Origin of the sequence: Binatus sp. (SeqCode), from assembly GCF_036522015.1 — a bacterium.
Classification (GTDB): Bacteria; Desulfobacterota; Binatia; order Binatales; family Binataceae; genus Binatus.
The window spans coordinates 1-26,988 of record NZ_DATDGQ010000198.1 but is presented as its reverse complement, the minus strand read 5'-3'; the positions used below and the strand labels follow the sequence as shown (position 1 = coordinate 26,988).

The window sequence follows — 26,988 nt, the reverse complement described above, 5'->3', positions numbered from 1 at the left end:
GTACTTTCTGGTGCTGCTGCTGATCGTGCTGGTGGCTGCATTCAATATAATTGCGACGCTGGTGATGATGGTGATGGAGCGGCGCAAGGAGATCGCAATGGTGCGCACGATGGGTGCGCGGGCGGCGTCTGTGGCGTCGATCTTTCTGACCCAGGGCGCGGCGCTGGGCGTTGCCGGCACGCTGATTGGCGAGAGCGCGGCGCTCGCGACGGTGTTCCTGATCGGCAGGTACCACTTGATTCATCTGCCGGCCGACATGTTCATGGTCAGCGCGGTGCCGGTGTTGATCAATCCATGGAACTTCGTGCTGGTCGCGGTGGCAACGATCACGGTGTGCCTCGCAGCGGCAATTTACCCCGCATTGCAGGCCGCAAGGCTCTCGCCGGTCGAGGTGATTCGCTATGAGTGAGGCGCGAGGCGCGGCAACAAAAGCGAAACCGAAAGCTGCGAAGGGGCGTCTAATCGAGGTGCGCGGCCTCGACAAGACATTTTACGACGCCGATCGCGAGATTCGCGTGCTGCGCAATCTCGATTTCAAGGTCGAGGCGGGCGAGGAAATTGCCATCGTGGGGCAATCCGGCACCGGCAAGTCCACCCTGCTGCATATAATCGGGAGCCTCGAGGAGCCGACCGCGGGCAAAGTTTATTTCGAGGGCGAGGATTTGTTCGCGCTCGATCAGAAATCGCTGGCCGAGTTTCGCAACTTGAAGCTTGGCTTCGTGTTCCAGTTCCATTACCTGCTGGCGGACTTCACGGCGCTGGAAAACGTGATGATGCCGGCGCTGATCGGCCGTATCGACGACGCCGAGGCGACCCGGCGCGCGACCGAAATGCTTGAAATCGTCGGCCTCGCCGACAAGCTCCAGCGCCGGCCGGCGGAACTGTCTGGCGGCGAGCAGCAACGCGTCGCGGTGGCGCGCGCGGTGGTGCTGCGGCCCAAGCTGCTGCTGGCAGACGAGCCGACCGGCAATCTCGATCCGCATACGGCGGCTGAAGTGCACGATCTTTTCCACAAGCTCAATCGCGAGCTGGGAATCACCCTGGTGATCGCCACGCATAACGAGCAGTTAACCCGCAGCGTCGGCCGCGCGCTGCGGTTGCATCAGGGGAAGTTGGTGGACGAGCGGCGGGCTTGAGCGAAGAACTTAACCCCTAACTCCTTCCCTCGAGGGAAGGGTAACAATCGAGTTTTATCTGGCGAGTGAGTTTACTTTGAGCGGTTTAGTGATGCCCTGTTCGTAATAATTTAACGGCTGGCGGGGGTTTGGTTTACATGGGGGAGACGATTGGCTAGTTTGGGCGCGGTTTTTGGTGGGTCTGAGTGACATCGGAAAAATTCAACGCGCGCACACCGCGCGCGCCGTTATTTTGCAAGCTTCGTGGTTTGTTTTGTGGATTATTGCCGGCGCGCAGCGCGTTGATCGTGGTGATGATCGCCGCGACGCTCGCGGCATCGGTCGCGCGCGCGCAGGGACCGACGCCGATCATTTCCAAGATAGAGATCACCGGCAATCAACGCGTCGAAGAGGACGCGATTCGCATCCACATCACGCAGCAGGTCGGCCAGCCGTACGATCCGGCGGCCGTCGATGCGGATGTCAAATCGATTTACCGGCTCGGGTTTTTCCTCAATGTCACTCCGCATCTCGTACAGCGGGGAGGGCAGACCGTACTGGTGTATCACGTGCAGGAGCGCCCGCAGATTACCGACGTCAAGCTCTACGGGATGAAGGCGATCCGCTCGAACGACGACAAGATAGTCGCCGCCATGAAGGTACATCCGGGGGTGATCCTCGATCCGATCGCGGTCAAGGAGACCATCAACAACATCACCGCGGTTTATGCGGACAAGGGCTATACCGACGCCAAGGTCACCTTCAAGCCGATTCCGCAGCCCGACAACACGGCGTTCGGCGAATTTGACGTGGTGGAAGGGCCGAAGGTCGAGATCACGAAGATCGAGTTCGTCGGCAACCACGCGTTTTCCTCCTCGGTGCTGGAGAACAACATGGAGACGCGGACCTACAGCAAGTTGCTGAGCTGGTTCACCGGATGGGGCGCGCTCGACCAGAAAAAACTTCAGGAAGACGTCGATCGGCTGACGGCTTTTTACTACGACAACGGATATCTGAACGTGCAGATCGCACCGCCGCAGGTTCAGCGCAGCGGCGGGAATATCACGATCCTAATAACCATCGATGAGGGCACGCCGTACCGGGTCGGCAGGATCGATATCACGGGCAACCTGAAGTTCCCGCGCCGCGAATTGCGCAAACTGCTGACGATGAAGAGCGGCGATCTGTTCCGGGGCTCCTCGTTGCAGCGGCAGCAGCTGGCGTTGTCGGACTTCTACTCGAATCGAGGCTACGCATACGTCAACGTCGATCCGCACACGCAGCTGGTCCGTGCCAACAAGCGGGTCAACGTTTTCTTCGTGATCAATCCGGGGCACGAAGTGCTCATCGATCGCATCAATATCAGCGGCAACACGAAAACCTCGGACAAGGTAATCCGCCGCGAGATCCAGGTGCAGGAGCAGGAGCCGTACAGCGCCGAAGAAATCCGGGACTCGCAGACGCGGCTGCAACGGCTGGGATTCTTCAGCGACACGCGTATCACGACCGCGCCGGCGTCGCAGCCCGACAAGATAAATCTTGACGTGAACGTGACCGAGGCAAACACCGCGTCGTTCCAGGTGGCGGGCGGTTTCGACAGCTATCAATCGCTGTTCGGTAATTTCACGCTGGGCAACACCAACCTGTTCGGCGGCGGCGAATCGCTCATCGCGAACGCGCAGGTCGGATTCCTGTTCCAGGACTACAGTATCGCTTACACGGAGCCGTGGTTCCTGGATATTCCGCTTGGCGTAGGTCTGAAGTTGTTCGACACCAAGCAATACCTGCTTAGCTTCAACCAATCGTCGGCGGGCTTCACCCTGTCGACGACCTATCCGCTGACCGAACTGGGCTTCAAGAAGCTTGGTCCGTTTTCGCTCAAGGACATAACGGCCGGACTCGGCTACTCGTTTCAGAGCATCGGAATCACCGGGCTGAACGAGTTCACGACTTTCCAAATCGCGCGCTATCGGGGTTACACGCAGACCTCCGAAATTACGCCGACAATACGCCGCTTCACGGTGGACAACCCGACCGATCCGCGCACCGGCACAGTCGCGAGTCTCAGTATGGAGTTCGGCGGACTCGGCGGCACCAACTCGTTCATCAAGGGCGTCGCGCATTACAGATATTTCTACCCGTTCCTGAAGAGCCAGACGCTGGGGACGTTCGTGGTGTCGCAGGGAATCACCTTCGGTATCGGGACCAACCTGGACAGCGGCACCGGCGGCGAGTTGCCGCTGTATGAGCGATTCTTCCCGGGCGGAGTCGGCGGGCCGGGCGACGTGCGCGGCTATCAGCTCTATTCGTTGGGGCCGCAGGTGACGATCTTCAGCCAGAACGGCACGCCGCTGAGCGTGCAGGACGTCGGCGGCAGCAAGGAATTGCTGCTGAGCAACGAGATCACGTTCCCGATACTGTCGGGCTTGGGCATTCGCGGCGTGGTATTCAGCGACGCGGGCCAATCATTCCGGCTCAAGGATTCGCTCGATATCACCAAGCTGCAGGCTTCGGTTGGATTCGGCGTACGCTGGAAGTCGCCCTTCGGGCCGCTGGCGGTGGATATCGCTTTTCCGCTCAACCCGCGGCCGGCCGACCAGAGCACGGTGTTCGAAGTCGGCGCCGGCTCGCCATTGTAGCTCTGCGGATTGGGCTGTAACCTCCACGAACTGCTGCGAGCGAATCCCTGACAAACAATACGACGAGCATCACGCTGGCAACTGGATTTGATGCTCGACGAGGGTACTATTGTGTATATTTCACGTGGCAACGAGTGGCGTACGCATGCGAAGCTGCTTTGCTGGTTCCGTAGTCAGTCAACAGGAGGCTTTCCGGGCTGTATGAGGCAACGGTTGTTCATCGGTGCGATGTTCGGTGTGTTCCTGGCGGTGACGTCTGCGGCAGTTCCCGCGCACGCCGAGTTCAAGTTCGCCTATGTTGACGTGCAGCGGGCGCTGAACGAGTGCGACGCGGGTAAACGGGCCAAGGCCGATTTCCAGGGCAAGGTCACAACGCTGGAGGGTCGTCTGCAGCGGCAGCAAAACGAGGTCCAGTCGCTCAAAGATGAGATGGAGAAAAAGGGCATGCTGATGAACCCGGATCAGCGCCAGAGTTTGCAGGATCAGTACATGGAGAAGCTCAAGAACTTCGAGCGCGACTACAAGGACTCGAAGGACGAGCTGCAGGCCAAGGACCAGGAGATTACCGCGAAAATCGTGCACGACCTTGCGCAAGTCATCCGCACGCTAGGCGAGCGCGACAACTACACAATGGTATTCGAGAAGGGATCGATCCTCTGGGGTGCCCCGAATATCGACATCACCGACCAGGTTATCCGCAGCTATAACGCGATGCACGTGGCGATCGGTACAGTCGGTGAAGGGGCCGGCGGCGGCGGAGGAAGATCCGCCAGCGTCCAGAGCGAGCAGCCGGGCGCGCCGGAGCCGTCGGATTTTGGATCGCAGGCGGCCAAGAAGTCGACCATCTCGAAGTAGGTCGTTCGACAAGGTGCGCGACGTAATTCCCAGTGGCTGACGACCACGAAACGAAAGTCTCGGAGCTCGAGCGCGTGCTGGGGACGCTGCCCCATCGCTATCCGTTCCTGCTCGTCGATCGCATCATCGAGCTGGGCAAGGGCCGCGTCGTAACGATCAAGAACGTCACCTTCAACGAGCCGTACTTCGCCGGACATTTCCCGGGGCATCCGGTGATGCCGGGGGTGCTGATAGTCGAGGCGCTGGCGCAGTCGGCGGCAATCCTCGCGCTCAACGAAGTCGGCGGGGACCCGACGCGTCTGTTCATGCTGACCGGGCTGGACAAAGTGCGCTTTCGGCGTCGCGTAATTCCCGGCGATCAGCTGCGGATGGAAGTAAAAATTCTGAAATTTCATCGTCCGCTGTGGCGGATGCATGCGCAGGCGCGCGTCGGCGACGAGCTGGCGGCTGAGGCGGAATTGTCCGCGATGGAAGTCGAGGAGCAAGTTCGATAGCGGGGCGAATTCATTCTTCCGCGGTCATCGATAAACGCGCCGAACTCGACACGAGCGTCGAAGTCGGTGCGGGCGCGGTGATCGGGCCGGGCGTGAAGATTGGGGCGGGCACTGTGATCGGTCCGTCCGCCGTGATCGAGCGCAACACCACAATTGGCGCGCGCAATCGCATCTGGCAGTTCGCGGCGATCGGCGCGGAACCGCAGGACCTGAAATTCAAGGGCGAACCGTCGGTCGTCGAAATCGGCGACCACAACATGATCCGCGAGTTTGCGACCGTCCACCGCGGCACCGAAGGCGGCGGGATGATCACGAAAATCGGCAGTCACGCGCTGGTGATGACCTACGCGCACGTCGCGCACGACTGCATCATCGGCGATCACGTGATCCTGGCGGCGTCCACCGGCCTGGCGGGCCACTGCGTGATCGAGGAGTACGCGATTTGCGAGGGCCAGGTCGGGGTGCATCAGTTCACTCGTATCGGCACCCACGCGATCGTTGCTGCGGGCGCCAAGGTCGCGCAGGACGTGCCGCCGTACTCGATGGTGGCGGGCAGCGAGCGCGCGCGACTGGCGGGCGTTAACGACATCGGCCTGCAGCGGCGCGGCTTCAAGCCCGAGACGATCGCGGCGCTGAAGTCGGCGATTCGCACGCTGTTCTTCTCGAAGATGCTGCGCGAGGAAGCGATCGCGAAAACGATCGAGGAGTACGGCGACTTCGCCGAGGTGCGGCGGCTGGTTGATTTCATAAACAACTCGGAGCGCGGAGTCGTTGGCCGCGAGCGTGAATAAGCTCGGGCTCATCGCAGGCAACGGCGTTTTTCCGCTCGAAGTGGCGCGCGCCGCACGCGAGCGCGGAATAAAAGTCATCGCCGTCGCACACCTGAATGAAAGCGATCGGGCACTCGACACGGTCGCCGACGAAGTCACGTGGATCAAGGTCGGCGAGCTGCAGAAAATAGTCGACGCATTCAATAACGCCGGTGTTTCGGAAGCCGCAATGGCCGGCGGCATCTCACGCGCGCGCCTGAAAGAGTCGTTCGCGCCCGACGCGCGCGCACTTAAGATGCTCGCGAACATCGGACGCTTCAGCGACGACGCCGTGCTGCGCGGCGTCGCGCGCGAAGTCGAGAACGAGGGAATCAAAATGGTGGATCCCGTGCCGATGATCGAGCATTGGCTCGCACGCGCCGGCGTCGGCGCCGGTCCCGAGCCTACCCCCGCCCAACGCCGCGATCTCGATCTCGCATTTGAGATCTCACGCCGGCTCGGCAGCTATGACATCGGTCAGATGGTCGCTGTCCGCGATGGAATGGTCGCCGCCGTGGAGGCGCTGGAAGGAACTGACGCCGCGTTGCGCCGCGCAGCCGCGCTCGTCGGCGCGGGGTTGGTGATCGCCAAGGCGGCGAAACCCGGACAGGACATGCGCTTCGATCGCCCTGCGATTGGTCCGGCGACGGTGGAATTGCTTGCCGAAATCGGCGCCGCGATGATCGGCATCGAGGCGGGAATCGCGCTGATTCTCGAACGCGATCGCACGCTCGAGCTCGCTCGCGCGAAAAACGTAATCTTGTACGGCTATGCGGAAATCAATGGCTGAGCTTCGCGCCGGGGTCATCGGCGCGGGCCGGCTGGGTAGTCTGCACGCGCGCAAGTACGCCGCAATTGCGGGAATCAAGCTCGCGCACATTGTCGATATCGACGCCGACCGGGCGGGAACGCTGGCGAATGAAGTTGGCGCGACGCCGCTCGGCGACTATCGGATGCTCGCCGGCAAGGTGGACCTCGTGACGATCGCGTCGCCCGGTGTGACGCATCATGAGGTAGCGTCCGCGATGCTGAAGGCCGGCATCGACGTGCTGCTGGAAAAGCCGATGGCGGAGACGCTGCTGCAAGCGCGCGAGCTGGCCGCGCTGGCGTCTGCGAGCAAGCGCATTCTTCAGATTGGCCATCTCGAACGCTTCAATCCGGCGGTCGTGCATCTGCATTCGATCGTGAAAAATCCGCGCTTTGTGGAATGCCATCGACTCGCGCCGTTTACCGAGCGCGGCACCGACGTGGACGTGGTGCTCGATCTGATGGTGCACGATCTCGACGTGATCCTGTCGGTGGCGCCGTCGGAAGTGGCGTCGCTGGAGGCGGTCGGGGTCGCGATCCTCACCGATCGAATCGACCTGGCCAACGCGCGCGTCCGCTTCCAGAGCGGTCTCATCGCAAACCTGGTCTCCAGCCGCGTGTCGGCCCGGCGCGAGCGCAAGATTCGCTTCTTCCAGCCCGACGCGTACATCTCGGTCGATTACGAAGCGCGCAGCATCCAGATGTACCGCAAAACTCCGCCGGCGCGCGGTGCACAGTTCCCGACAATTTCCGCGGAGCAGATCGATTTTGGCGAAGGCGATCCGCTGGCCGACGAAGTCCTGGCGTTCGTCGATTCCGTTCGCAGCAGGTCCACTCCGGCAGTCAGCGCCATCGACGGACTGCGGGTGATGGAACTGACCGAGCGGATCAAGGAAGTGATGTTGACGGATTCAGTAGCGCCTTGACGGCTGCGGGACGCTGCGACAGCATTGATCTCACGATGCGTTCGAAAAGACTGAAAATTCTTGGCGGTCTGATGCTCGCAGCAGGCGCGGCGTTTCTGCTCTTCACTGCGACCTCGGACTGCACAACAGTGAACGGCGGTGGCGACGTCGCTGTCAACGTGTCTGAACTTCGTCCCGGCAGCGCGCGGCTTTTCTGCTATACCGATAGCGCGGGCAAGCGGCTGCGCTTCGTCCTCGCGCGCGGCGACGACGGTAAAGTTGGCTCGGTGTTCGACGCATGCCGGCAATGCTTCACGTTCCATCGCGGTTACCGGGTCGTCGGTCGCGAACTGATTTGCCGGGTGTGCGGAAATCACTACCCGATTGCGCACATGACCGAGGGTAAGGCATCGTGCATACCCGCCAGCCTGGCGCACGAAGGTGATTCTCGAATCGTCCATATCAAGGCTACCGACCTTGAAGCGGGGCACGCGCTCTTCTGACTATCCGAATAGCTATAGCAAGTTCATGATTGATAGCCGCACTTTCAGGCAGTATGGCCGCCTTCTGGGATTAGTCAGTCTGGCGGCTATGCTTACTCTGTCGGCATGCGGCAATCGCGAGGCCAGGGGCGACTATCCGGCGGCTAACGGGAATAATTGCCTGCCCGATGTGAGTCTGATCGATCAGCATGGCGCCGCGGTCTCGCTCGCATCGCTGAAGGGCAAGCCGGTGCTGATCGATTTCATTTACACCTCGTGCGCGTCGACCTGCCCGATGCTGACGGCCAAGATGGCGGCGATCGCGCATCAGCTAGGACCAGCTCTGGGAGCCGATGTCACGATTGTGTCGATCTCGCTCGACCCCGAGCACGACACTCCGGCGGAACTCGCCAAGTACGCGAAGAGCCATGATGCGGACGGGCCGGGCTGGATTTTCCTGACCGGGCCGCCGGCGAAAATCGACCAGGTGCTGGCCTTGTTCAACCTGCGCCGCACGCGCGAGAGCAACGGATCGATCACGCATTCGATCGAGGCATTCCTGCTGGCTCCAGACGGCCATCAGATTCGGCAGTACAGCGCGCTCGACGTGAGTCCGGCCGCGGTGGTCGAAGACGTAGATCGCGCGCGGAACAAAGGCTGAGATGGCTACCTCGCTCATGCTTGATCGTCACTCGGTGCGGCAACTCGCCGCCACGATGGCGGTCGTGATGATCATGGCGAGTCTGCCGTCGATCGGCTTGATCGTCATGGCCGATCGTTCCGGGCCGAGCATCTCGATGGACATCTGCCATCCGCTGCAATCGCTGGACAGCGCGCCGGCCACGGTGCCGATCGCGCGCCCAGCGCGTCCGGCCAGCGGGACGCATATTCTTTCGCATGAAACACTTGCTCAATTCGTTCCAGTTCTGAAATTTAGATTTGCCGAATCTCCCGATCCGCCTCCGCCCAAGCTATTCAGCTAGCAGGGCGATTTCACTTTTTCGCGATTGACGCTTGCTCGCGGGACGCGCTGGTTCGCGAGCGCATGATACGGCCTTAGTCGGCCGACGTGGGTGCTTATGCGGAGGAAAATAATTTTCGCGTTGATTTTAGTGTTGGCGATGCGCGCGAGCGCGGCGTACGCACACGGAGTTGTGGGTGACTATATATTTCTCGAACCACTGATTACCCAGGATCCCGCGCCGGCCAACGAATTCGACATTCTGGGCCCGTCATGGGTCAAGAGTAGCGATGGCAACAGTTACTCAATCTCGTCCTCAATTGAGAAAGTGCTGTGGATAGATGACAACTACATGCCGCGATTCAGTGTCGGTGGCGGCAGCGCCTGGCAGCATCAGTCGCCATTCCACGGACAAAACCTCGATGGCTTCGATGCTCTCACGATGTTCGCGAAGTGGGCGTTCTTCTATTCGCAGAAGCATGAGTTCCTGGCCTCGATCGGAGCGCAAATCCAGTTGCCGATCGGCAATACCGGCATCCAGCCGTCGAGTCACACCAGCCTGGGGCCGACCTTCCTGTGGGAGAAGGGCATGGGCGATCTGCCAAACTGGCCGGTGCTGAAGTACCTGCGACCGTTGGGTGTTCAGACCGATTTTGGCTATGTGCCGGCGCTCGGCGGACCGACCACTCATCACATGTTTTCAGACGCAGTCATCGAGTACTCGCTGCCCTATCTTAGCAACAATGTTCAGGACATTGGTCTGAAATGGCCGCTGCGCAACATGTTTCTGTTCAACGAATTTAACTATGACCAGCTGATAACGGGGCCATCGGGGCAGACCTTTCCCACGATCCTTGCAACGCCCGGGCTTGCCTACGTCAGCTATCACTTTGAAGTGGAACTGGGCACTCAGTTCGCGCTCAACAATGCGAGCAAAGCCGGAAACCATGCGGCGATACTCGGACTGCTCGATATCTTCTATGATTCGTTTTTTCCAAAATGGGGCAACTGGACGATCAATCGAGGACCCGGCCAATGAAGACATCGAGGATGTACATATACGGAGCTGCGCTAGTGACTATCGTAGCGAGTAATCCGATAGTGGCCATTGCGCATTCGTTTCCGGAAAAAGAGACTCCGTCGGCGGGACAGAAAGTCGCTTCGCCTCCGTCCGAGGTCGTGATCGGCTTCGACGCTCCGATCGAGAAGCTGTTCGCCAAGCTGGAAGTGGCGGGCGCCGACGGCACGAACCAAGCCGTGGGAGCGCCACAAGTCAGTGACGATGGGCGTCAGTTGTCGGTCAAGGTCGGTGCGCTGAAGCCCGGCGACTACACGGTCAGGTGGGCGGTCGTTTGCATCGACACGCATCACACGGAAGGTTCGTACACCTTCTCGGTCGCAAACGGCGGATCGTGATTCCGCAGCCAATATTCGCGTGGCCGCTGGTTGGGTCGCAAGTGCTGATATTCGGAACGGCGGCGTTTGCGTTGGTGGCGCCGCGCGACGCCCGCGACAGAGCAGTATCGGGCAGCGGCCCGGCAAAGCTTTGGCGGGTGCTCGCGCTGATAGTCCTGGTAATTTCGCCACTGAGGCTTTTGTCGATAGCCGCCGGAATGGCGGACTCGACCTTCAGAGAAGTGATTCCAGTGATGCCGCAGGTGATGCGCGAAACATTCGCAGGCCGGGTATGGACGTGGAGGCTGGCGACCGCGCTGCTGCTGGCTCTGGCGGCATGGATTCCCGCGCCCGGCCGATTTGCGACGGCGTCAATCTGCGTCATCTCGGCGGCCTTGCTCGCGCAGCAAAGCATCACGAGCCACGCGGTCGACAAGGGCGCGTTCGCGATCGCGGTTCATTTTGCGCATCAGGTTGCGGCGGGCTTGTGGATCGGGGCGCTGGTCTCGCTATTGATAGGCGCAACGTACGGACATGCTGACGCCGAGTGGCTGCGAGCGGCGACCTCGCGAGTGTCGATGATCGCAGGATGGTCAGTCGCTGCGCTCGTTGTGACCGGCGCCATCAGAGCATGGGACGCACTCGGACTGCAGCCCGATCTGCTGGTGAACTCGATCTACGGGCGTACGCTATTGTGGAAGGTCGGCACGGCGGCGGCGGTAATCCTGATTGGCGGCTACAACAGATACCAGCTGGTAGGCGCGTTGGGAGAATCGTCAGCGCGTGCATCGCTGATTCGCAATGTGGCCGTGGAATGCGCGCTGCTGGCTGTAGTGATCGGATGGTCGGTGGTGTTGGCTAATACACCACCGCCGCATTGAGTAATGTACGGTACTAACTACTTAGGTAAAATAAGATTAGTAAGAGATATACATATGAGTATTCAGAATAATCTCCGATCTGTCTTCATCGTCGCGTCAATAGTGTCGAGCCTGCTCGCGTCAGCTGGATGCAATCGCGACACCCAGGGCAATGGCGAGTCGGCGAGCGTTCTCACCGACGCCAAGCTCGTCGATCAGAATGGCAACGCCGTCGCGCTCAGCTCGCTCAAGGGCAAGCCGCTGGTGGTGGATTTTATCTACACGTCGTGCCCGGGGCCGTGCCTGATGGAGACAGCGAAATTGGCGAACGTCGCGCTGCGATTGGGCAACGACCTCGGCTCGAAAGTGACGATCGTCTCGATCAGCGTCGATCCTGAGCACGACGGGCCCAAACAACTACTCGATTACTCGCGCCAGCAGGGAGCGGATGAAAAGGGGTGGTACTTCCTGACGGGAGGGCCCGCGGAGGTCGACCAGGCGCTGTCGGGCTTCAAGCTAAGCCGGCAAGTGGAGCCGGATGGTTCGGTCGGGCACCTGGTTGATATGATGTTGATCGGCCCCGACGGACGATTGGTCCGGGAGTACAACGGCGAAGTCGTGAGAGCCCAGGACATCGTCGATGACATCAAGAAAACTCTGAACAAGGGCGGTGCAGCATGAGACGAGTAATAGTTTTCGGCACCTCATTTGCTGCGATCATTGCGCTCGCGTACCTGTGGCCGATGCTCGGCGGTTCCAATGTGAATCGCAACGCGCGCGGCGCAATGTGCGTCGCGGGTCATTGCTGTTGCACGGGACGGGCAGAGGCGGCGGATGCGGCCGTGCCGAAAGGATCGCAGCCGCGCTTGACGCTCGATCCAAATCAGTTCGTCGGTCCGGTTAAAGAAGCGTACAAATACGCGGAGAAAAATCCGGCATTGCTGGCGCAACTGCATTGCTATTGTGGATGTGACAAAGCAGAAGGTCACCAGAGCCTGCTCGACTGTTATCGCAGCATGCATGCCTCGTCGTGCGAAATCTGCACAGGAGAAGTGCTGCTGGCGAAGCGGATGTCGGAGCAGGGCTCGCCGGTCGATCAGATTCGCGATGCGATCCGCAGGAATTTTGCGCAAGACGATTGACGCAGACCCGCGCGGCTATTTGCGGCGGCGAGGTTTTCAATCACAATCGCTGCGATGCCATTAAATGCCGAAGCGCCGCCGGTCCCTGATGAGCGCCTGAAAAATACCGCGCGCAAAGCCCGCATCATGATCGTTGCCGGCGAGGCGTCGGGCGATCTGCATGGCGGCGACCTGGCGCGGGAAATTCTCGCGCGCGATCCGTCGTGCGAGCTGTTCGGAATCGCGGGCGAGAAAATGCGCGCGGCCGGTGTGCGCGCGATCGTCAAGACTGAGGACATTCATGGGCTGGGGCTCTCGGAACTGGCGTCCACGATTGGGCGCACAGTTGGCGCGTTTCGCGCCCTGCGCCGAATCATCCGGCGCGAGCAGCCGGACCTGCTGATCCTGATTGACTATGCGGAGTTCAACCTGATTCTCGCCGGCACCGCGCGGCGCAATCGAGTGCCGGTCCTCTACTACATTACGCCGCAGGTGTGGGCGTGGCGGCGCAGCCGAATCGAAAAGCTGGTCAATCGCGCGGCCCGTCTCGCGGTAGTCCTGCCGTTCGAGGCCGAACTGTTTCATCGCGCGGGCGAGCGCGTTTCATTCGTCGGGCATCCGCTGCTGGATCGGGTCGCCGCAGTCCAGAGCCGGGACGAGACGCTGAAACGCCATGGATTCCCGCCGCGCGCGCGAATCATCTCGATTTTGCCGGGCAGCCGCCGCGCCGAAGTTCGCTACCTGCTCGAGCCGATGGTCAAGGCGGCGCGGATTGTAGCGCGCGACAACAATCTTGAAATAGCGCTCGCGTTGGCGCCGACGCTGACGCAGGCCGAACTAGCCGAGGTGGGACGCGCAGATCTGGCGGGAATCAGGATTGTCGAGAACGACACGTACAACATGGTCGCGGCGAGCGAGCTCGCGCTGGTTGCGTCGGGGACCGCCACGCTCGAGACCGCGCTCCTCGGATGCCCCGAAGTCATCGCCTACAAAGTGTCGCCGCTTACCTATATCCTAGGTCGGATGCTGGTGAAGGGAGTCGATTTCATCGGGATGCCGAATATCCTGGCCGGCCGGCAAATCGTGCCGGAACTGATCCAGCGCGAGGTCACTGCCGAGAAGCTCGTGCGGGCCGCCGAGCCGCTGCTGAGCGACACGATTCGGGCGGATACTGTGGCCGCGCTGAAGGCATTGCGCGAGAAGCTTGGATCGCCGGGCGCGGCGGGACGCGTCGCGACGATCGCGCTCGAGATGATCGCGTCCAGGATCGCCGCATGAAGCTGTTAACTCCATTGCAATGGCGCCTGTTCGGCTACATCCGCCGATACCTGTTTCCGTACGTGTTGCTGCTGGGCGTGGCGATGGCAGTGCTGTCGGCGGCCAGCGCGGGAATCCCGTTCATAATTAAGCTGGTGGTTGACCTGGTCACCAATCTGAAAGTTGGTCATCAGCTCGACGCGCATGGTGCTTTGAAGCTGCGCGAATATTCGCTACTGCTGGCCGGTTTGTTTCTGCTCCGCGCGATTGCCAACTTCGGCGACGACTATCTGAGCTCCTACATCACCCAGAAGATGGTCGTCGACATCCGCGGCGACCTGAACGAGAGCCTGCAACGCCAGTCGCTGAGTTTTTTTAATCGCACGCCGACGGGCGTAATGGTTTCGCGAGTCATCAGCGACGCCGGCCTGGTGGTGTCGAGCCTGAGTAACGGCGTCTTTTCGATCTTCGGCGATGGCATGTCGCTGATCGCGCTGCTGCTGACGGCCTTCTGGATTGATTGGCGCCTGGCGATCATCGCGTTCATCGGCTTCCCTATCATCGTTTTGCCGATCGCGAGCCTTTCGAAAAAAGTTCGCCGCGAAACCAAGAATCAGCAAAAGCAGCTGAGCGGCTTGCAGTCGCTGCTGCATGAAACCTTCCAGGGAAATCGCGTCGTCAAGGCGTTCGGGATGGAAGATTACGAGCGCGCGCGGTTCAATCGCGAGCTCAAGCGGCTGTTCCGAATCTTCATGCGGGTGGCGCGGATCAAGGCGTTTACGGGACCGCTGATCGAGGCGCTCGGTGCGGTTGCGGTGGTCGCGGTGGTCTGGTGGGCGGTGGGATCCTTGCAAACGGGCGCGCGCACTCTGGGACAATTTGCCGGATTCTTTACGACGATGATTCTCGTGTACCGGCCGTTCAAAGCGTTGGGCAAAACCAACAACAGTATTCAGCAGGGGCTCGCGGCGGCCGAGCGCGTCTTCGAGATGATGGATTTGCCGAGCGAGGTGCCCGACGATCCCAACGGAATCGAACTGCAAGCTGGTCCGCACAGCGTCGCGTTCGAAAACGTCAGTTTCCGGTACGGCGACGAATGGGTGCTGCACGATATCAACCTCGAGATCGGCGCCGGCAAGGTGGTCGCGCTGGTCGGGATGAGCGGCGGCGGCAAATCCACGATGGCCGATTTGATTCCGCGCTTTTACGACGTGCAGCAAGGAAGCGTCACGGTCGATGGAATCGACGTACGCAAGCTGCAGCTCAAGTCGTTGCGTTCGGAAATCGGCCTGGTGACGCAGAGTACGTTTTTGTTCGACGACACGATTCGCGCCAACATCGCTTACGGCAGCAGCGACAAAAAACTCGAGCGCGTGATCGCGGCCGCCAAGCTCGCCAACGCGCACGACTTCATCTCGCGCCTGCCCAACGGCTACGACACGATGGTAGGCGAGCTGGGTGTGCGCATTTCGGGCGGCGAGCGGCAGCGAATCGCGATCGCGCGCGCGCTGCTCAAGGACGCGCCGATTCTGATCCTCGACGAAGCGACCTCCTCGCTCGACTCCGCCGCTGAACGCTCGGTGCAGGAAGCGCTCGAGCATCTGATGGCAAATCGCACGACGCTGGTGATCGCGCATCGGCTGTCGACGGTACGCCGAGCGGATCGAATCGTCGTAGTCGTTCACGGCCGGATTGTCGAAAACGGCACGCACGACGAGTTGTTCGCGCGCGGCCAGGAGTATCGAAAGCTCTACGATCTGCAATTCATGTCGCCAGAAGATTTGGCCGGTAACGGCGGTCTCGTTAACTGACAATCTCAGATCGTAAGTTCGACCGTCATCCGTGCCGATCGACAAAGCTCTGATGCTAAGCGCGATCTACAACTTGCTCTGGTATCCGGCACTGCCGTTCGCGCTGATTGCCGCGCATCCGGGGAACCTGCAGGATTATCGCGAGCGCATGGGGCATGGAGATTTTCCGAATACCGCCGGTGCGCCGCGAATCTGGATTCATGCAGCGTCGGTCGGCGAGGTCGAAGCGATTCGGCCGGTCGCCATTGGTCTGCTCGAACATTATCCAGGCGCGATCGTGGTAATCACCACGATGACGGCGACGGGACGCGCGGCGGCCGAGCGCCGAATCCCGCGCGCGGCGGCTTGGATGCTTGCGCCGCTCGACAATCGGCGTGCGGTGCGATCATTTTTGGAGCATCTACGGCCGAGCATCGTGCTGATCACCGAGACTGAAATCTGGCCGAACTACTTTCGCGAATCGGCGCGCGCGGGTGCGACGATCGCCGTGGTCAACGGCCGCATTTCGGAACGTTCGATGCGCCGTTATATGCGCGCGCGCGGCCTGTTTCGAGATGCGCTCGGCCAAGCAGACCTGATCATGACGCAGACCAGGGAGGACGCCCGGCGCTACGCCAGGTTCGATCTGCCGGCGAGGATTGTCGTAACTGGCAACACCAAGATCGGAGCGGCGCAGGGGGCTGCGGCGAATCAAGAGCCGATTCGTCCCGAGCTGCTGGGGTTCGCATCCGGCCGAAAAATTTTTATTGCGGGATCGACCGCTCCCGGCGAGGACGCCGTGATCGCGGACGCATACCGCGAACTGCGCAGGGACTTTCCGCAACTCGCATTGACGATTGCGCCGCGTCATCTCGAGCGCACGCATGAAGTCGAAAACGCGCTGCGCGCGGCCTCGCTCGACTACGTGAAAGCGTCGGAACTCAATTTACAAAACGCGGCGCGCGACGCTGACGTTTTGATCCTCGACACTATGGGCGAGCTGCGCTGCTTCTATCGTCGGTGCACGATTGCGTTTGTCGGCGGCAGCCTCGCGCCGGGACGCGGCGGTCAAAATCCAGCCGAGCCCGCGTCGGTCGATGTCCCGGTGTTGATCGGTCCGTATCACGAGAACCAACAGGAGATGGTGTCGTCGATTGTCCGTTCGGGTGGCGCGCGAATCGTAAAGAACTCCGCCGACATAGTTAGCGAAGCCTCGAAGTGGCTCGGCGACGATGCCGCGCGACAGCAGGCGGGCCGCGATGCGCATGCATCCGTCAGTAGAGTGGCCGGCGCTGCGCAGTTCGCCTTGAAGCAACTCGTAGCGCTCATTAATCTCGGCTGACCGATGCTCATTAACGAGCCGAGTCCGAGTCGTCCACGAATCGAGCGATTGTGGCAGCGTGATCTTCCGGCGCGGCTTCTTCCGGCGTGGATGGGACTCGCGGCTGCGGCAGGATTCTACCGAGTCGGCGTTAGCGCCCGTCATCTGTATTGGAAGCTGATGAGCCGGCGAGCTCCAGTGCTGACAGTAAGCGTCGGCAATCTGACCGTCGGCGGAACCGGCAAGACTCCGTTCACCGTGTTTCTCGCCAGGCGCTTGCAGAGCCACGGCCTGCGTGTGGGCATAGTCAGCCGCGGCTATCGTCGCGCGCGATCGAAAGCGCGCGCCGAACTTATAGCTGATGGTGGCACGTTGAAAGTTTCGCCCGAAGAGGCGGGTGACGAACCCGCGATGATGGCGAAGTCGTTCACCGGTCCGATCGCGGTTGCGCGGCGGCGCCTCGACGGAATCGAACTGCTGAGCAAACTCGGTCCCCTCGACGCGGTGATCATGGACGACGCCTTTCAGCACGTGCGCCTGAATCGCGACGTCGATCTCGTGCTGGTCAGCAACGAGCGGGGCTTTGGCAATGGCTGGATGCTGCCGGCAGGGCCGATGCGCGAATCGCTCCGCGCAGTCGGGCGCGCCGACGCGATCGTCGTGATGAGCTCCGGTACTGGGGCGTCGGCAATTCGACCGTCGCAGATGAAGAAACTGACTGCGCGCAATGTACTTCACGCGTCGGTGCGACCGCGCGCGCTCGTGGTAATCGACAATGGCGCATGGAGAGAAACTCCGCTGGGACTGGGGGGACGTCGAGTGCTGGCCGTGAGCGGTCTGGCGGATCCGAGCGCGTTCTACGCGATGCTGCGCGAACTCGACGCGGATCTGATCGGCGTTCTTGAATATCCGGACCATCACGCCTACACCAACGCTGACAGGCAGGCTGTGATGAACGCGATGCGCGACACCGACCTGGTCGTCACGACCGAGAAGGACCTCGTCAAGCTCGAGCGGTTTCCGTTCCCGCGCGATTCGCTATACGCTCTCAAGCTCGAAGTGACGATGGACGCGGCTGATACGCGCGTGCTCGACGAGTTGATAATGGGGCGCATGACGGCGCCGAGAGCGGCGGATGCATAGCAGAAGAAATAAAGTTCGTGGAGGATTTCGGCGATGGCGCTGAGTCAGGAACTGCTCGACGTCCTGGCGTGCCCGAAATGCAAGGGCGACCTGCATCTCAACGACCAGCAGGACGGGCTGGTCTGCAACGCTTGCAGACTCGAGTACCCGGTGCGCGATGACATTCCGATCATGCTGATCGAGGAAGCCAAACCGATCGCGTGACCTCGCCGCGTCGCGCGGCCAGTCCGCCTTTCGCAGCGGAAAATGAAAACGCTCGACGCGAACCGCGCCCGGCAACTCGCGTGGCTCGCGATCGCCATCTACCTTGTCGGCCTCGGCATCTCGGCAACACTTCGTGCGCAGGGCGACTTCAACGTTTACTATCTCGCGGGACATCGTGTACTTCACGGCCACGCGATCTATCCACCTGACGATTCCGGCCGTTTTCTCTACGCACCGATCTTTGCGATCGGGTTCGCACCCCTCGCGGCGCTGCCACGCCACCTGGCGCAATTTGTTTTCTTCGCGATCAACGCGTTTTCACTGGTCGAACTGATTCTGGGCGCCGGAGTGGTCCTGTTCGGCCGCGAGCGACAACTCCCGGCCGCGCTTATCATCGTTCCGGTGTTGCTGTCATTTCGGTTCATCGACAACAATTTCGATCACGGCCAGATAAATCTCCCGACTCTCGCGCTCGTCGTTTGGGCGATCATCTTCTCTGACGAAACTCACGATGCGCGGTCGGGCCTGATGCTCGCGGCGGCGATACTTATCAAGCCATTCGCGATACTGGCCGCGCTTCATCTTGCGATTCGCCGACGATTCGCCGCCCTCGGATGGGCTGTCATAGCGGGACTCGCGCTGATCGTGTTGCCGATCGTGATTTTCGGGCCGCGCGGATGGATCGATCAAACCGGCGGGTACGCGACCGCGATCGCCTCGATGACGAACCGGTATCGTACGATGCTCACGAACCAGTCGGCTGTATCGGCAGTCGCGCGCCTGATGAGTCTTCGCGTGGGTGCCGACGCGGAAACGTCGGCCACCGCCACGATTTTCGGGATGGGACTTGAGATTGTGCTTGTCGCAGCAGTATCGCTTTGGGACTGGAAGAGCGGCCATCGCGAAAAATTCGTGAGTCGCCTCGCTCTCTGCGGATTCTTTTGCCTGATGCCGTCGTTCGCGCCGATTTCGTGGAAGAGCTATTACGCCGCAATGCTTGTCCCGTACATGGCTCTGACCGCCGCGCTATTGACGGATCGCGCAGAAAACAAAAGCGCGCCGAAGATAGTGTGGACGCTGTTCGCGCTTTCGGTGGCGCTCAATCTCGCGACCGGAAACTATTTGAATCGCGTCGCTCTCTTTTACTCGGCGCATTTCTTTTCATCGTTGTTCGCGCTTGCCGCCGTATTCGCACTCTGGCTAACCAGTGAGGCTGCCCAGGCGTGAGACCGCCCTCGCAAATGAAGTGGCGCTCCGACCCGAACTTCTCCACGTTCACCATTGGGCGCCGTGAACTCGTGATCCATCGCGACATCGCCTCACAAGCCGCGCCGATCATGCTGAAGCTCGGCGAGTTGGCATCGGCCGTGGAAGCGGGCGCGGGCAATCGCCAGAGCGCATTTCGGTTGACCCTCGCCGAGGGCACCGAGTTGTTCGCGCGACGCGGACGCCGCGGCGGACTGATCGCATCGATCCTCAGTGACATTTACACCGGCATCACGCCGCGTCCGCTGACTGAACTGGCGGTGACGATCGAAGCGATGCGCCGCGGAATTCCAGTGGCGGAACCAATGGGCGCGATGGTCGAATGGATCGGTCCCGCGCTCTATCGCGGATTTTTTCTGACTCGCGCGGTGCGCGGAATGACGCTGTGGGAGTTTTTGAAGACCGACGACGATTCGACAGTTCGCAGCCACGTTCTTGGTCAGGCGCGCGCCGCGATGGAAACGATGCACGACAAGGGGCTCTTTCATGCGGATCTGAATCTGCACAACCTGCTCGTCACCCGGGTGCAGGAGAGTTTCACTGTGATCATCATCGACCTCGACAAGTCGCGGCTCTTTGACGCACCCCTGTCGTCTGCGATGCGTCGGGCAAATGCGGCGCGCCTGACTCGGTCGGCGCGCAAGCTCGATCCATCGGGGAAAATTCTCGATGCAGCCGCGCTGTCGATTCTGAATCTGGAATGATTTGGGAATCAGTCGCGCTTCAACGCGATCGCGTCGATCTCGATTCTTGCTTTGCGTGGCAGCGCCGACACTTGCACCGTCGAACGCGCCGGATACGGCGGTTCGAAGTGCTCTCCGTATATTCGATTCACGATTTCAAACTCGGCCAGATCGATCATGAAGATCGTGGTCTTGACCACATCGATGAAATCCAGACCGGCAGCGGCAAGCACCTCGCCCAGATTCTGCAATACGCGCCGAGTCTCGAATTCTATCCCGCCTTCGACCAGAACGCCCGACGCCGGATCGAGCGCAATTTGTCCCGAGCAGAAGACAAATCCGTTTTGCTCGACTGCCTGCGAATACGGACCAATCGCAGCCGGCGCATTCCGGGTATGAATCGAAGTCTTCATCAATAGCGACCGCCATTGTGCTGGCCGAGGCGCGACACTCGCATCACGCCGTCAATCGAGCCGATCGAGTTCATCAGGTTGTTCAATTGACGCGCGCTGCCGACGCTCACCTCGAAGACCGCCAGCGCGCGCCCATCAGCGCCGTGCGTCTTCACTTCGGCTGTCGATATGTTGACGCCCGCCGACGCGATCGCCTTGGTCATCGCGGCGAGCAGGCCCGGCTGATCGGCACATAGCACTTCGAGCCGAATCGGGCGCGGCGCTTCCTCGCCATCCTTCCACACCACGGGCACGCGCCTCTGCGGATCGGTGTTGAGCGCATGCGGGCATCCCGCGACGTGAACAGTGACGCCGCGTCCGCGCGTGATAAAGCCGGTGATCGCCTCGCCCGGCAGCGGGTTGCAGCACTTCGCGAAGCGCACCAGCATGTCGCCGACGCCCGAAACCACGACCGCGCCGCTGGCCGACTTGCGCGCTTCCTTCGCAGCGCGTTCCCGCTGCGCGGGCCCCAACGGCGTTGGCGGTTTCTCGGGACGATAGATCTTCAGCTCGTCCGGCGTCAGCAGCTTCCCGAGCAATTGGGCCGGCGTGATTATTCCGTAGCCGACTGCTGCGAGCAGGCCGTCGACGTCGCGCTGCGAAAATTCTTCGAGAACTCCGTCGAGCCGCTTGTTAGATCTGATCTGCGTGACGCTGAGCTTCACCGGTTCGAGCTCGCGATCGATCAGCGATATTCCAAGGTCGCGCGAGCGTTCCGCTTGTTGATTGCGCAGCCACTGACGGATGCGCGACTTCGCGCGCGCGGTCGCCGCATAGTTCGTCCAATCCTTGCCGGGCACCTGTTTCTCTGACGTGAGCACTTCGACCGTATCGCCCGACCGAAGCCGGTAGCGCAGCGGCACCATGCGCCCGTTGACGCGCGCACCGGCCAGATGATTGCCGACCTGCGAATGAATCCGATACGCGAAGTCGATCACGGTCGAGCCGAGCGGAAAATCGAACACGTCGCCCTTGGGCGTGAAGACGAAAACTTCCTCGGGAAACAAATCGTCCTTGACGGTCGAAAGAAATTCCTGCGGGTCTTTGAGATTCTGCTGCCACTCGATCAGTCGTCGCAGCCATGCAAAGCGCTCCGTATCCTTTTCCTTGAGATCCTTCGAGTTGCCGTCCTTGTAGCTCCAGTGTGCCGCGATTCCTTCCTCGGCCACCTTGTGCATCTCGCGCGTGCGAATCTGCACTTCCATCCGCTGCCCGCGCGGGCCGATCACGGTGGTGTGCAGCGACTGATACATGTTGGCCTTGGGCAGCGCGATGTAGTCCTTGAAGCGCCCCGGCACCGGCTTCCAGTTCGCGTGCACGACGCCCAGCGCTTCGTAACATTCGCGCACCGTGTCCACGATGATGCGGAACGCGACCAGGTCGTAAATCTCCTCGAAGCTGAGCCCCAGCTCCTGCATCTTCGAGTGAATCGAAAAAAAATGTTTCGGCCGGCCCGTGACCTCGGCCGTCACTCCGCTGTCGGACATCCGACGCGACAAAATCTCGATGACGTTGGCGATGTACTCCTCGCGCTCTTTGCGCTTCGCCGCGACGAAGGCCTTCAGCGTCTGGTACGCGCTTGAATTCAGATAGCGAAACGACAGGTCCTCGAGCTCCGATTTCAACCAATAAATACCGAGGCGATGTGCGATCGGCGCGTAGATTTCCATCGTCTCGCGCGCGATCTCCTGTTGCCGGTCAGCGGACAGATGGTCGAGCGTGCGCATGTTGTGCAGCCGATCGGCGAGCTTGATCAACACGACGCGGATGTCATTCGCCATCGCGATGATCATCTTGCGGAAATTCTCGGCCTGCTTTTCCTCACGGCTCTGGAACGTGATCTTTGATACCTTGGTCACGCCATCGACGAGCTGTGCGACCTCGGGGCCGAAACTCGTCTGCACCTCCGCCAGCGACGCGTGAGTATCCTCGACGACATCATGCAGCAGGCCGGTGACGATCGACGGCACGTCGAGCTTGAGCTGCGCGATAATCATGGCGACGTTAAGCGGGTGCGTGACGTAGGGCTCGCCCGATTCGCGTTTCTGATCGAGATGCATCCGCGCCGAGTAGTCGTAGGCGCGCCGGATAAGCCCGATGTCGGCCTGCGGATTGTAGGTCCGCACCCGCCCGATGAGGCCGGCGAGTTCGTCGGAAGTACTACTCTGCGCTAACTCTTCCATGGCGCGAATTCGCCGTGCAGCCGGCTGACTCTCAGCCGCTCCGCGTTTACGATCGTTTCAAGCCGCGCAACCGATTTGGGTATCTCGGCGTTGACGATCAGGTAGTCGTATTCGGGATAGGCCTGTGCTTCCTCGCGGGCCTTCTGAAGCCGGTGCTTGATTTTCGACTCGTCCTCGGTAGCACGGCCGCGCAAACGCCCGGCAAGTTCTTCGAAGGTCGGCGTCAGAGCAAAAATCGAAACCGAATCGACCGGATACTCTGCCCGAATCTGCCGCGCGCCCTGGATGTCGATGTCGAGCAGGATGTCGCGGCCCGATGCGACCGCGGCATCGAGCGGTGCGCGGGGCGTGCCGTACGATGATTCAAACACACGCGCCCATTCGGCCAGCTCGCCGGACGATTGCCTGCGTTTGAATTCCTCTTGGCTCACGAAGCTGTAATCGATCCCGTCTGCCTCGCCTTCTCGCGGCGCGCGCGTGGTCAATGATATCGAAAATTCCAAACCCGCGATCGCCTTGAGCGCAGCGCGATAGATCGTCGTCTTGCCCGCGCCCGAAGGCGCCGAGAGAATGAAGATTATACCGCGTCTTGGCGGCAAAGAATCATCTGATTTCAACGGCATCGAAGCCACAAATGGGGTGCAAAGGCCCTTCTATTATATCCTATTCGACGTTCTGGACCTGCTCACGCATTTTCTCCGCCTCCGCCTTAACTTCAACCGTTACTTGAGATAACGCCGCGTTCTGCGACTTCGAACCCATCGTATTCACTTCGCGGTTGATTTCCTGGAGCAGAAATTCGATCGACTTCCCGACCTGTCCCTTGCGTTTGAGGATCGCCTTGAGACCCTCGAGATGCGTGCGCAGGCGCGTGATCTCTTCGCTGATATCGCCGTGCTGCGACGCCGACGACGCTTCCTCATAGAGGCGTTTCTCGTTCACCGGCAACTCTTCGAGCAGCTCGCGAATGCGCTTGTGGAAGTTGTCCATTATTTCGGCCCGCGATTGCTCGGCCAGCTTTTCGATCTTCGGCACTGCCGCTTCGATAGTGCTGACCCGCGCAGCAAAATCGTTGTGCAGGCTGCGGCCCTCGCGCACGCGTTCTGCCTCCAGCGCTTTCAACGCGCGCACCAGCGCCTTCTGTCCAAGCTTGAACGCCGCTCCCGAGTCGAGCTCTTCCTCGACGACGTGAAAAATCTCCGGCCGATTCAGGATCGATCCAATTTCCGGATTGCCGTTGAGATGAAGCTGCTTGCCGAGACGCCGCAGCTCGGCGACGTACAGGTTTGCCAGCCGGTCGTTCACTTCGAGCCTGACCGGCGGCGGCTTCAGCGCAACTGATTTGATAAAAATCTCGACGCGCCCGCGCGCCACGACACTCTGCACCGTCTTGCGAATCTCCGCCTCGTGCTCGCCCCATCCGCGCGGCACCGCCAGCTTGAGTTCAAAAAATCTCTGGTTGAGCGAGCGCACTTCGGCAATCACTCGAGTGCCGTTCTGCTCGGCGATAGCCCTGCCGAATCCGGTCATGCTTTTCATGCGACTCCGCCCCTCTCTTCCCGTGTTTTTCTCACACACGCGCGATAAAGCGCGAGCGTCTGCGACGCCATCGTTTCCATCGAGTAATTTTCCAGGGCGCGAGCGCGCGCCGCCGCGCCCATCTGAGATCTCAACTCGGCCGAATCCGCCAATCGTCCAAACGCCGACGCAATTGCTCCGGCATTCGCCGGCGGCACGACCATTCCGCTGCGGCCATCTTCCACCACTTCACGCAGCCCGCCAACATCGCTCGCGATCATCGGCAGACCGCTCGCCGTGGCTTCCAGAGCCGCTACGCCAAGCCCCTCCTTCAGCGAGGGCATCGCGAACAAGTCTGACGCCCACAGAATTTCGCGCGGATCATCGACTCTGCCGAGCAGCTTGATGCGCTCGGTGCATCTGACTACCGCGATTTCGCGTTGGAGTATTCCGTGAATGGAACCCTGACCTGCGATGAAACACCTCACCTTCGCGGACTTCATCGTTGCCGCGAGCGTTCCGATGGCTTCGATGAGATAGCGATGGCCCTTGCGCTGCTCGAGCGCGCCCACCGCCGATATCACGATCTCATCGTCGGATATTCCGAGCGCGCCGCGTGCCTCGGCGCGTTCCTGAGAAGTCGGCGGCCGGAAGCGCTCGCAATCAACTCCACTATGCACAACCGTGACGCGCTGCCGATCGACGCCGGCGGCCGCCAGCGAATCGGCAACGCCGGCGGAAATCGCCACCACGCCATCGACCGCGCGATTGAACAGGTATGGCGCAAACACGCGATTGGGCCTGTAGTCCATCCGCCGCGTCACCACCAGCGTGCTCCCGAAGCCGCGCGCCAACGGCGCCATCGAATGCGCGCGCGAGGTATGAAAATGAACGACATCGTAGCGCTCGCGTTTTAGGATCGCGCGCAGCTTGACGCCGGCCGCCAGGTCAATCGCGTTTCGGATGCGAATCGGATGACACCTGATGCCCGCGTCCAGCGCCCGCTCCCACAACCGTCCCGCGGGATCGCAGATCAACTCCGCGCGATGCCCGCCTGCCGCCAGCGCAAGCGTCAGTCCGAGCACTTGTGTCTCTCCCCCGGCGAAACCAAGCTCGGGATCGACCCCCGCGACGCTCAACGTCTGAGCCTCAGCCGCTTTGCTATCGGCAGTCACCTGGTTGGGGTCATCATGTTGCACAGTCTGCGTCATCATACAGTTCGGGTCGCATCAATCGAAAAATCTGTAGTACAGGATTGCGCATACCGCCGTCAGTGCGTCGCGAACGCCGATCTTCTTGCCCTCTTCGTAGGTCCGCCCCGAGTATGACACCGGCACTTCGTAGATTCGCCATCGTGCGCGCGCTGCCTTGGCGGTTATCTCGGGCTCGAAGGTGAAGCGGTTGGCATTGAGTTTCAGCGTCGTCAACTTCTCGCGCACGAATCCCTTCATCCCGGTTTCCATGTCGGTCAAATTGAGATCGCTGATCATGTCGGAGAGCAGCGTCACCGCGCGATTCGCCACGTAGTGCCAGAAAAACATGACGCGATGCGGCCCGGATAGAAAGCGCGACCCGTAAACCATGTCGGCGCGGCCGTCGAGCAGCGGCCCGATCATCGCCGCATAATCGCGCGGATCGTATTCGAGGTCAGCGTCCTGCACGAAGACGTACGGATTTTTCGCTGCTGCAAAACCAAGCCGCAGTGCCGCGCCCTTTCCGCGATTGAGGCTGTGAAAAAAGCATTGAACCTGCGGATGGCTGAACTCGCGCAGAAACTTCGCGGTGCCGTCGGTCGATGCGTCGTCGACGACGATGATCTCGGGGTCGAAACCGCAATCCAGTACCCGCTCGATCACGCGGCCGATCGTCGCGGCTTCGTTGTAAACCGGAATCACTACGGAAATTTTCGTCCGCTCCGCCATCAGCTCCCACTAGCCTCCGAACGCCGGCCGAGCGATGACGACCTGCGCGCCGCCACCGCGGCGTCGCTGCGTTCGAGCGCGATTCTGGCCGCGAGCATCGCGGCAACCCGGCGTCGTTCCGCCCGCCGCCGTCGCGCGGAAAACGCGGCGCAGTAGCCGCTCCACACGCGCATCCGATCAGTATTCGTAACGCCGTCGACTTCGAGATGTCCCAGTTGTACGAGATTGCGCAACCGCGGCCGCTCGAAGCGGCTCAGAATCGTGTGTCGCGTCCGTTCATGATCGATGAAAACAAATTGCGGCGGCTCGAGTCCCGTAACATAAATGTTGTACGGCGTCAGGTCGCCGTGAATGTATCCCGCGCGATGCAGCCGCGCGATCTCCGCCCCGAGCGTGCGCAACACAACCCGACGGGACTTAAGCGTCGCGCGCTTCAAATGACGTACAACATTGAAGCCCTCGACCCGCGCAGTCACGATGATCTCGCGCCCGCCGCGGCGCTCGGTGCCCAGCAAAAGAATCTCCGGTACCCCGATGCCGTCGGCGCGCAGATGCTCGGTGATCGATGCAACGTGCGCCATACGCCGGCGCTTGAATAGCCGCTTGATTCGATTCAACCCGCTGATCGGGTCGAGCACTTTGAAATAGGCCGGCGGGCCGCCGGCCTGACTCATCTGCGCGAACCACGTCTCGGCATGACGCGAGCGGCGGACCCGGCTCGCGAGGACGCCGTCGATTGCGCCGAATGCGGAATCGATCAAATTCTCGCGCAGCTCCTCCGAAAATCGCGCGTCGTAACCAGGAAT

At 61.0% G+C, this 26,988-nt stretch carries 30 protein-coding genes; 23 read left to right on the top strand and 7 right to left on the bottom strand.

From position 1 onward, the window contains the following. The 23 genes from VIW95_RS08570 to VIW95_RS08460 form a co-directional block, all read left to right on the top strand. Positions 1-409 (top strand): FtsX-like permease family protein (locus tag VIW95_RS08570; protein WP_331585392.1); only part of this gene is annotated, 409 nt, incomplete at its 5' end. Further along, positions 402-1,136 carry an ABC transporter ATP-binding protein gene (locus tag VIW95_RS08565; RefSeq protein ID WP_331585390.1) on the top strand — a complete coding sequence of 245 codons (735 nt, stop codon included), beginning with the start codon at positions 402-404 and terminating at the stop codon, positions 1,134-1,136. The genes VIW95_RS08570 and VIW95_RS08565, both read left to right, overlap by 8 nt. Positions 1,137-1,399: 263 nt before the next feature. Then, positions 1,400-3,754, top strand: a complete 2,355-nt coding sequence (gene bamA, locus VIW95_RS08560; RefSeq protein WP_331585388.1) for an outer membrane protein assembly factor BamA — start codon at positions 1,400-1,402, stop codon at positions 3,752-3,754. 201 nt (positions 3,755-3,955) lie between these two features. Next, the gene (locus VIW95_RS08555) at positions 3,956-4,609 is read left to right on the top strand and encodes an OmpH family outer membrane protein (protein ID WP_331585386.1); all 654 of its coding nucleotides are present in this window, start codon (positions 3,956-3,958) and stop codon (positions 4,607-4,609) included. Between the two features lie 32 nt (positions 4,610-4,641). Continuing rightward, positions 4,642-5,103 (top strand): 3-hydroxyacyl-ACP dehydratase FabZ, encoded by a 462-nt coding sequence (gene fabZ / locus VIW95_RS08550; RefSeq protein WP_331585384.1) that lies wholly within the window; start codon positions 4,642-4,644, stop codon positions 5,101-5,103. Then, positions 5,067-5,894 carry an acyl-ACP--UDP-N-acetylglucosamine O-acyltransferase gene (gene lpxA, locus VIW95_RS08545; RefSeq protein ID WP_331585393.1) on the top strand — a complete coding sequence of 276 codons (828 nt, stop codon included), beginning with the start codon at positions 5,067-5,069 and terminating at the stop codon, positions 5,892-5,894. The genes fabZ and lpxA overlap by 37 nt, the downstream gene beginning before the upstream one ends. After that, a complete protein-coding gene (locus VIW95_RS08540; RefSeq protein WP_331585382.1) occupies positions 5,875-6,702 on the top strand; it encodes an LpxI family protein in 828 nt (275 codons plus the stop codon). Before lpxA ends, VIW95_RS08540 begins: the two co-directional genes overlap by 20 nt. Next, positions 6,695-7,645: a Gfo/Idh/MocA family oxidoreductase gene (locus tag VIW95_RS08535; protein WP_331585380.1), complete on the top strand. Its 951-nt coding sequence runs from the start codon at positions 6,695-6,697 to the stop codon at positions 7,643-7,645. The genes VIW95_RS08540 and VIW95_RS08535 overlap by 8 nt, the downstream gene beginning before the upstream one ends. Before the next feature lie 35 nt (positions 7,646-7,680). Beyond that, positions 7,681-8,127, top strand: a complete 447-nt coding sequence (locus tag VIW95_RS08530; RefSeq protein WP_331585378.1) for a Fe-S-containing protein — start codon at positions 7,681-7,683, stop codon at positions 8,125-8,127. An 88-nt stretch (positions 8,128-8,215) separates the two neighbouring features. Continuing rightward, on the top strand, positions 8,216-8,767 hold the full coding sequence (locus VIW95_RS08525) for an SCO family protein (RefSeq protein WP_331585376.1): 552 nt from the start codon (positions 8,216-8,218) through the stop codon (positions 8,765-8,767). A 1-nt stretch (position 8,768) separates the two neighbouring features. Then, positions 8,769-9,089: a hypothetical protein gene (locus VIW95_RS17685; RefSeq protein WP_331585374.1), complete on the top strand. Its 321-nt coding sequence runs from the start codon at positions 8,769-8,771 to the stop codon at positions 9,087-9,089. Between the two features lie 120 nt (positions 9,090-9,209). Then, positions 9,210-10,106, top strand: coding sequence for a hypothetical protein (locus tag VIW95_RS08515; protein ID WP_331585372.1), 897 nt, complete (start codon positions 9,210-9,212; stop codon positions 10,104-10,106). Further along, complete coding sequence (locus VIW95_RS08510) at positions 10,103-10,483, top strand: copper resistance CopC family protein (RefSeq protein WP_331585370.1); 381 nt, start codon at positions 10,103-10,105, stop codon at positions 10,481-10,483. The genes VIW95_RS08515 and VIW95_RS08510 overlap by 4 nt, the downstream gene beginning before the upstream one ends. Further along, complete coding sequence (locus VIW95_RS08505) at positions 10,480-11,343, top strand: CopD family protein (RefSeq protein WP_331585368.1); 864 nt, start codon at positions 10,480-10,482, stop codon at positions 11,341-11,343. The genes VIW95_RS08510 and VIW95_RS08505 overlap by 4 nt, the downstream gene beginning before the upstream one ends. Before the next feature lie 54 nt (positions 11,344-11,397). Next, entirely contained in the window at positions 11,398-12,003 is a 606-nt protein-coding gene (locus VIW95_RS08500) for an SCO family protein (protein WP_331585366.1), read from the top strand. After that, a complete protein-coding gene (locus VIW95_RS08495; protein ID WP_331585364.1) occupies positions 12,000-12,464 on the top strand; it encodes a CYCXC family (seleno)protein in 465 nt (154 codons plus the stop codon). Before VIW95_RS08500 ends, VIW95_RS08495 begins: the two co-directional genes overlap by 4 nt. Positions 12,465-12,518: 54 nt before the next feature. Next, complete coding sequence (gene lpxB, locus VIW95_RS08490; protein ID WP_331585361.1) at positions 12,519-13,721, top strand: lipid-A-disaccharide synthase; 1,203 nt, start codon at positions 12,519-12,521, stop codon at positions 13,719-13,721. Next, complete coding sequence (locus VIW95_RS08485) at positions 13,718-15,511, top strand: ABC transporter ATP-binding protein (RefSeq protein ID WP_331585359.1); 1,794 nt, start codon at positions 13,718-13,720, stop codon at positions 15,509-15,511. Before lpxB ends, VIW95_RS08485 begins: the two co-directional genes overlap by 4 nt. Before the next feature lie 31 nt (positions 15,512-15,542). Further along, entirely contained in the window at positions 15,543-16,832 is a 1,290-nt protein-coding gene (locus VIW95_RS08480; protein WP_331585357.1) for a 3-deoxy-D-manno-octulosonic acid transferase, read from the top strand. Positions 16,833-16,835: 3 nt separating this feature from the next. Continuing rightward, entirely contained in the window at positions 16,836-17,954 is a 1,119-nt protein-coding gene (gene lpxK / locus VIW95_RS08475; protein WP_331585355.1) for a tetraacyldisaccharide 4'-kinase, read from the top strand. A 33-nt stretch (positions 17,955-17,987) separates the two neighbouring features. Then, positions 17,988-18,158 carry a Trm112 family protein gene (locus VIW95_RS08470; RefSeq protein ID WP_331585353.1) on the top strand — a complete coding sequence of 57 codons (171 nt, stop codon included), beginning with the start codon at positions 17,988-17,990 and terminating at the stop codon, positions 18,156-18,158. 42 nt (positions 18,159-18,200) lie between these two features. Beyond that, positions 18,201-19,385 (top strand): glycosyltransferase family 87 protein, encoded by a 1,185-nt coding sequence (locus tag VIW95_RS08465; protein ID WP_331585351.1) that lies wholly within the window; start codon positions 18,201-18,203, stop codon positions 19,383-19,385. 14 nt (positions 19,386-19,399) lie between these two features. Continuing rightward, positions 19,400-20,128 carry a lipopolysaccharide kinase InaA family protein gene (locus VIW95_RS08460; RefSeq protein WP_331585349.1) on the top strand — a complete coding sequence of 243 codons (729 nt, stop codon included), beginning with the start codon at positions 19,400-19,402 and terminating at the stop codon, positions 20,126-20,128. An 8-nt stretch (positions 20,129-20,136) separates the two neighbouring features. Here VIW95_RS08460 and VIW95_RS08455 read toward each other — a convergent pair whose 3' ends face one another. The 7 genes from VIW95_RS08455 to VIW95_RS08425 form a co-directional block, all read right to left on the bottom strand. Next, positions 20,137-20,520 carry a RidA family protein gene (locus VIW95_RS08455; RefSeq protein ID WP_331585347.1) on the bottom strand — a complete coding sequence of 128 codons (384 nt, stop codon included), beginning with the start codon at positions 20,518-20,520 and terminating at the stop codon, positions 20,137-20,139. Then, positions 20,520-22,742 (bottom strand): bifunctional (p)ppGpp synthetase/guanosine-3',5'-bis(diphosphate) 3'-pyrophosphohydrolase, encoded by a 2,223-nt coding sequence (locus VIW95_RS08450; protein ID WP_331585345.1) that lies wholly within the window; start codon positions 22,740-22,742, stop codon positions 20,520-20,522. The genes VIW95_RS08455 and VIW95_RS08450 overlap by 1 nt, the downstream gene beginning before the upstream one ends. After that, entirely contained in the window at positions 22,730-23,365 is a 636-nt protein-coding gene (gene gmk / locus VIW95_RS08445) for a guanylate kinase (protein ID WP_331585343.1), read from the bottom strand. Before gmk ends, VIW95_RS08450 begins: the two co-directional genes overlap by 13 nt. A gap of 40 nt (positions 23,366-23,405) precedes the next feature. After that, entirely contained in the window at positions 23,406-24,281 is an 876-nt protein-coding gene (locus VIW95_RS08440; protein ID WP_331585341.1) for a YicC/YloC family endoribonuclease, read from the bottom strand. Further along, positions 24,278-25,459, bottom strand: a complete 1,182-nt coding sequence (locus VIW95_RS08435) for a glycosyltransferase family 4 protein (RefSeq protein WP_331585339.1) — start codon at positions 25,457-25,459, stop codon at positions 24,278-24,280. Before VIW95_RS08435 ends, VIW95_RS08440 begins: the two co-directional genes overlap by 4 nt. 30 nt (positions 25,460-25,489) lie before the next feature. After that, a complete protein-coding gene (locus VIW95_RS08430) occupies positions 25,490-26,182 on the bottom strand; it encodes a glycosyltransferase family 2 protein (RefSeq protein ID WP_331585337.1) in 693 nt (230 codons plus the stop codon). Next, the coding region (locus VIW95_RS08425) for a lipopolysaccharide kinase InaA family protein (protein ID WP_331585335.1) at positions 26,182-26,988 on the bottom strand (807 nt) is incomplete at its 5' end. The genes VIW95_RS08425 and VIW95_RS08430, both read right to left, overlap by 1 nt.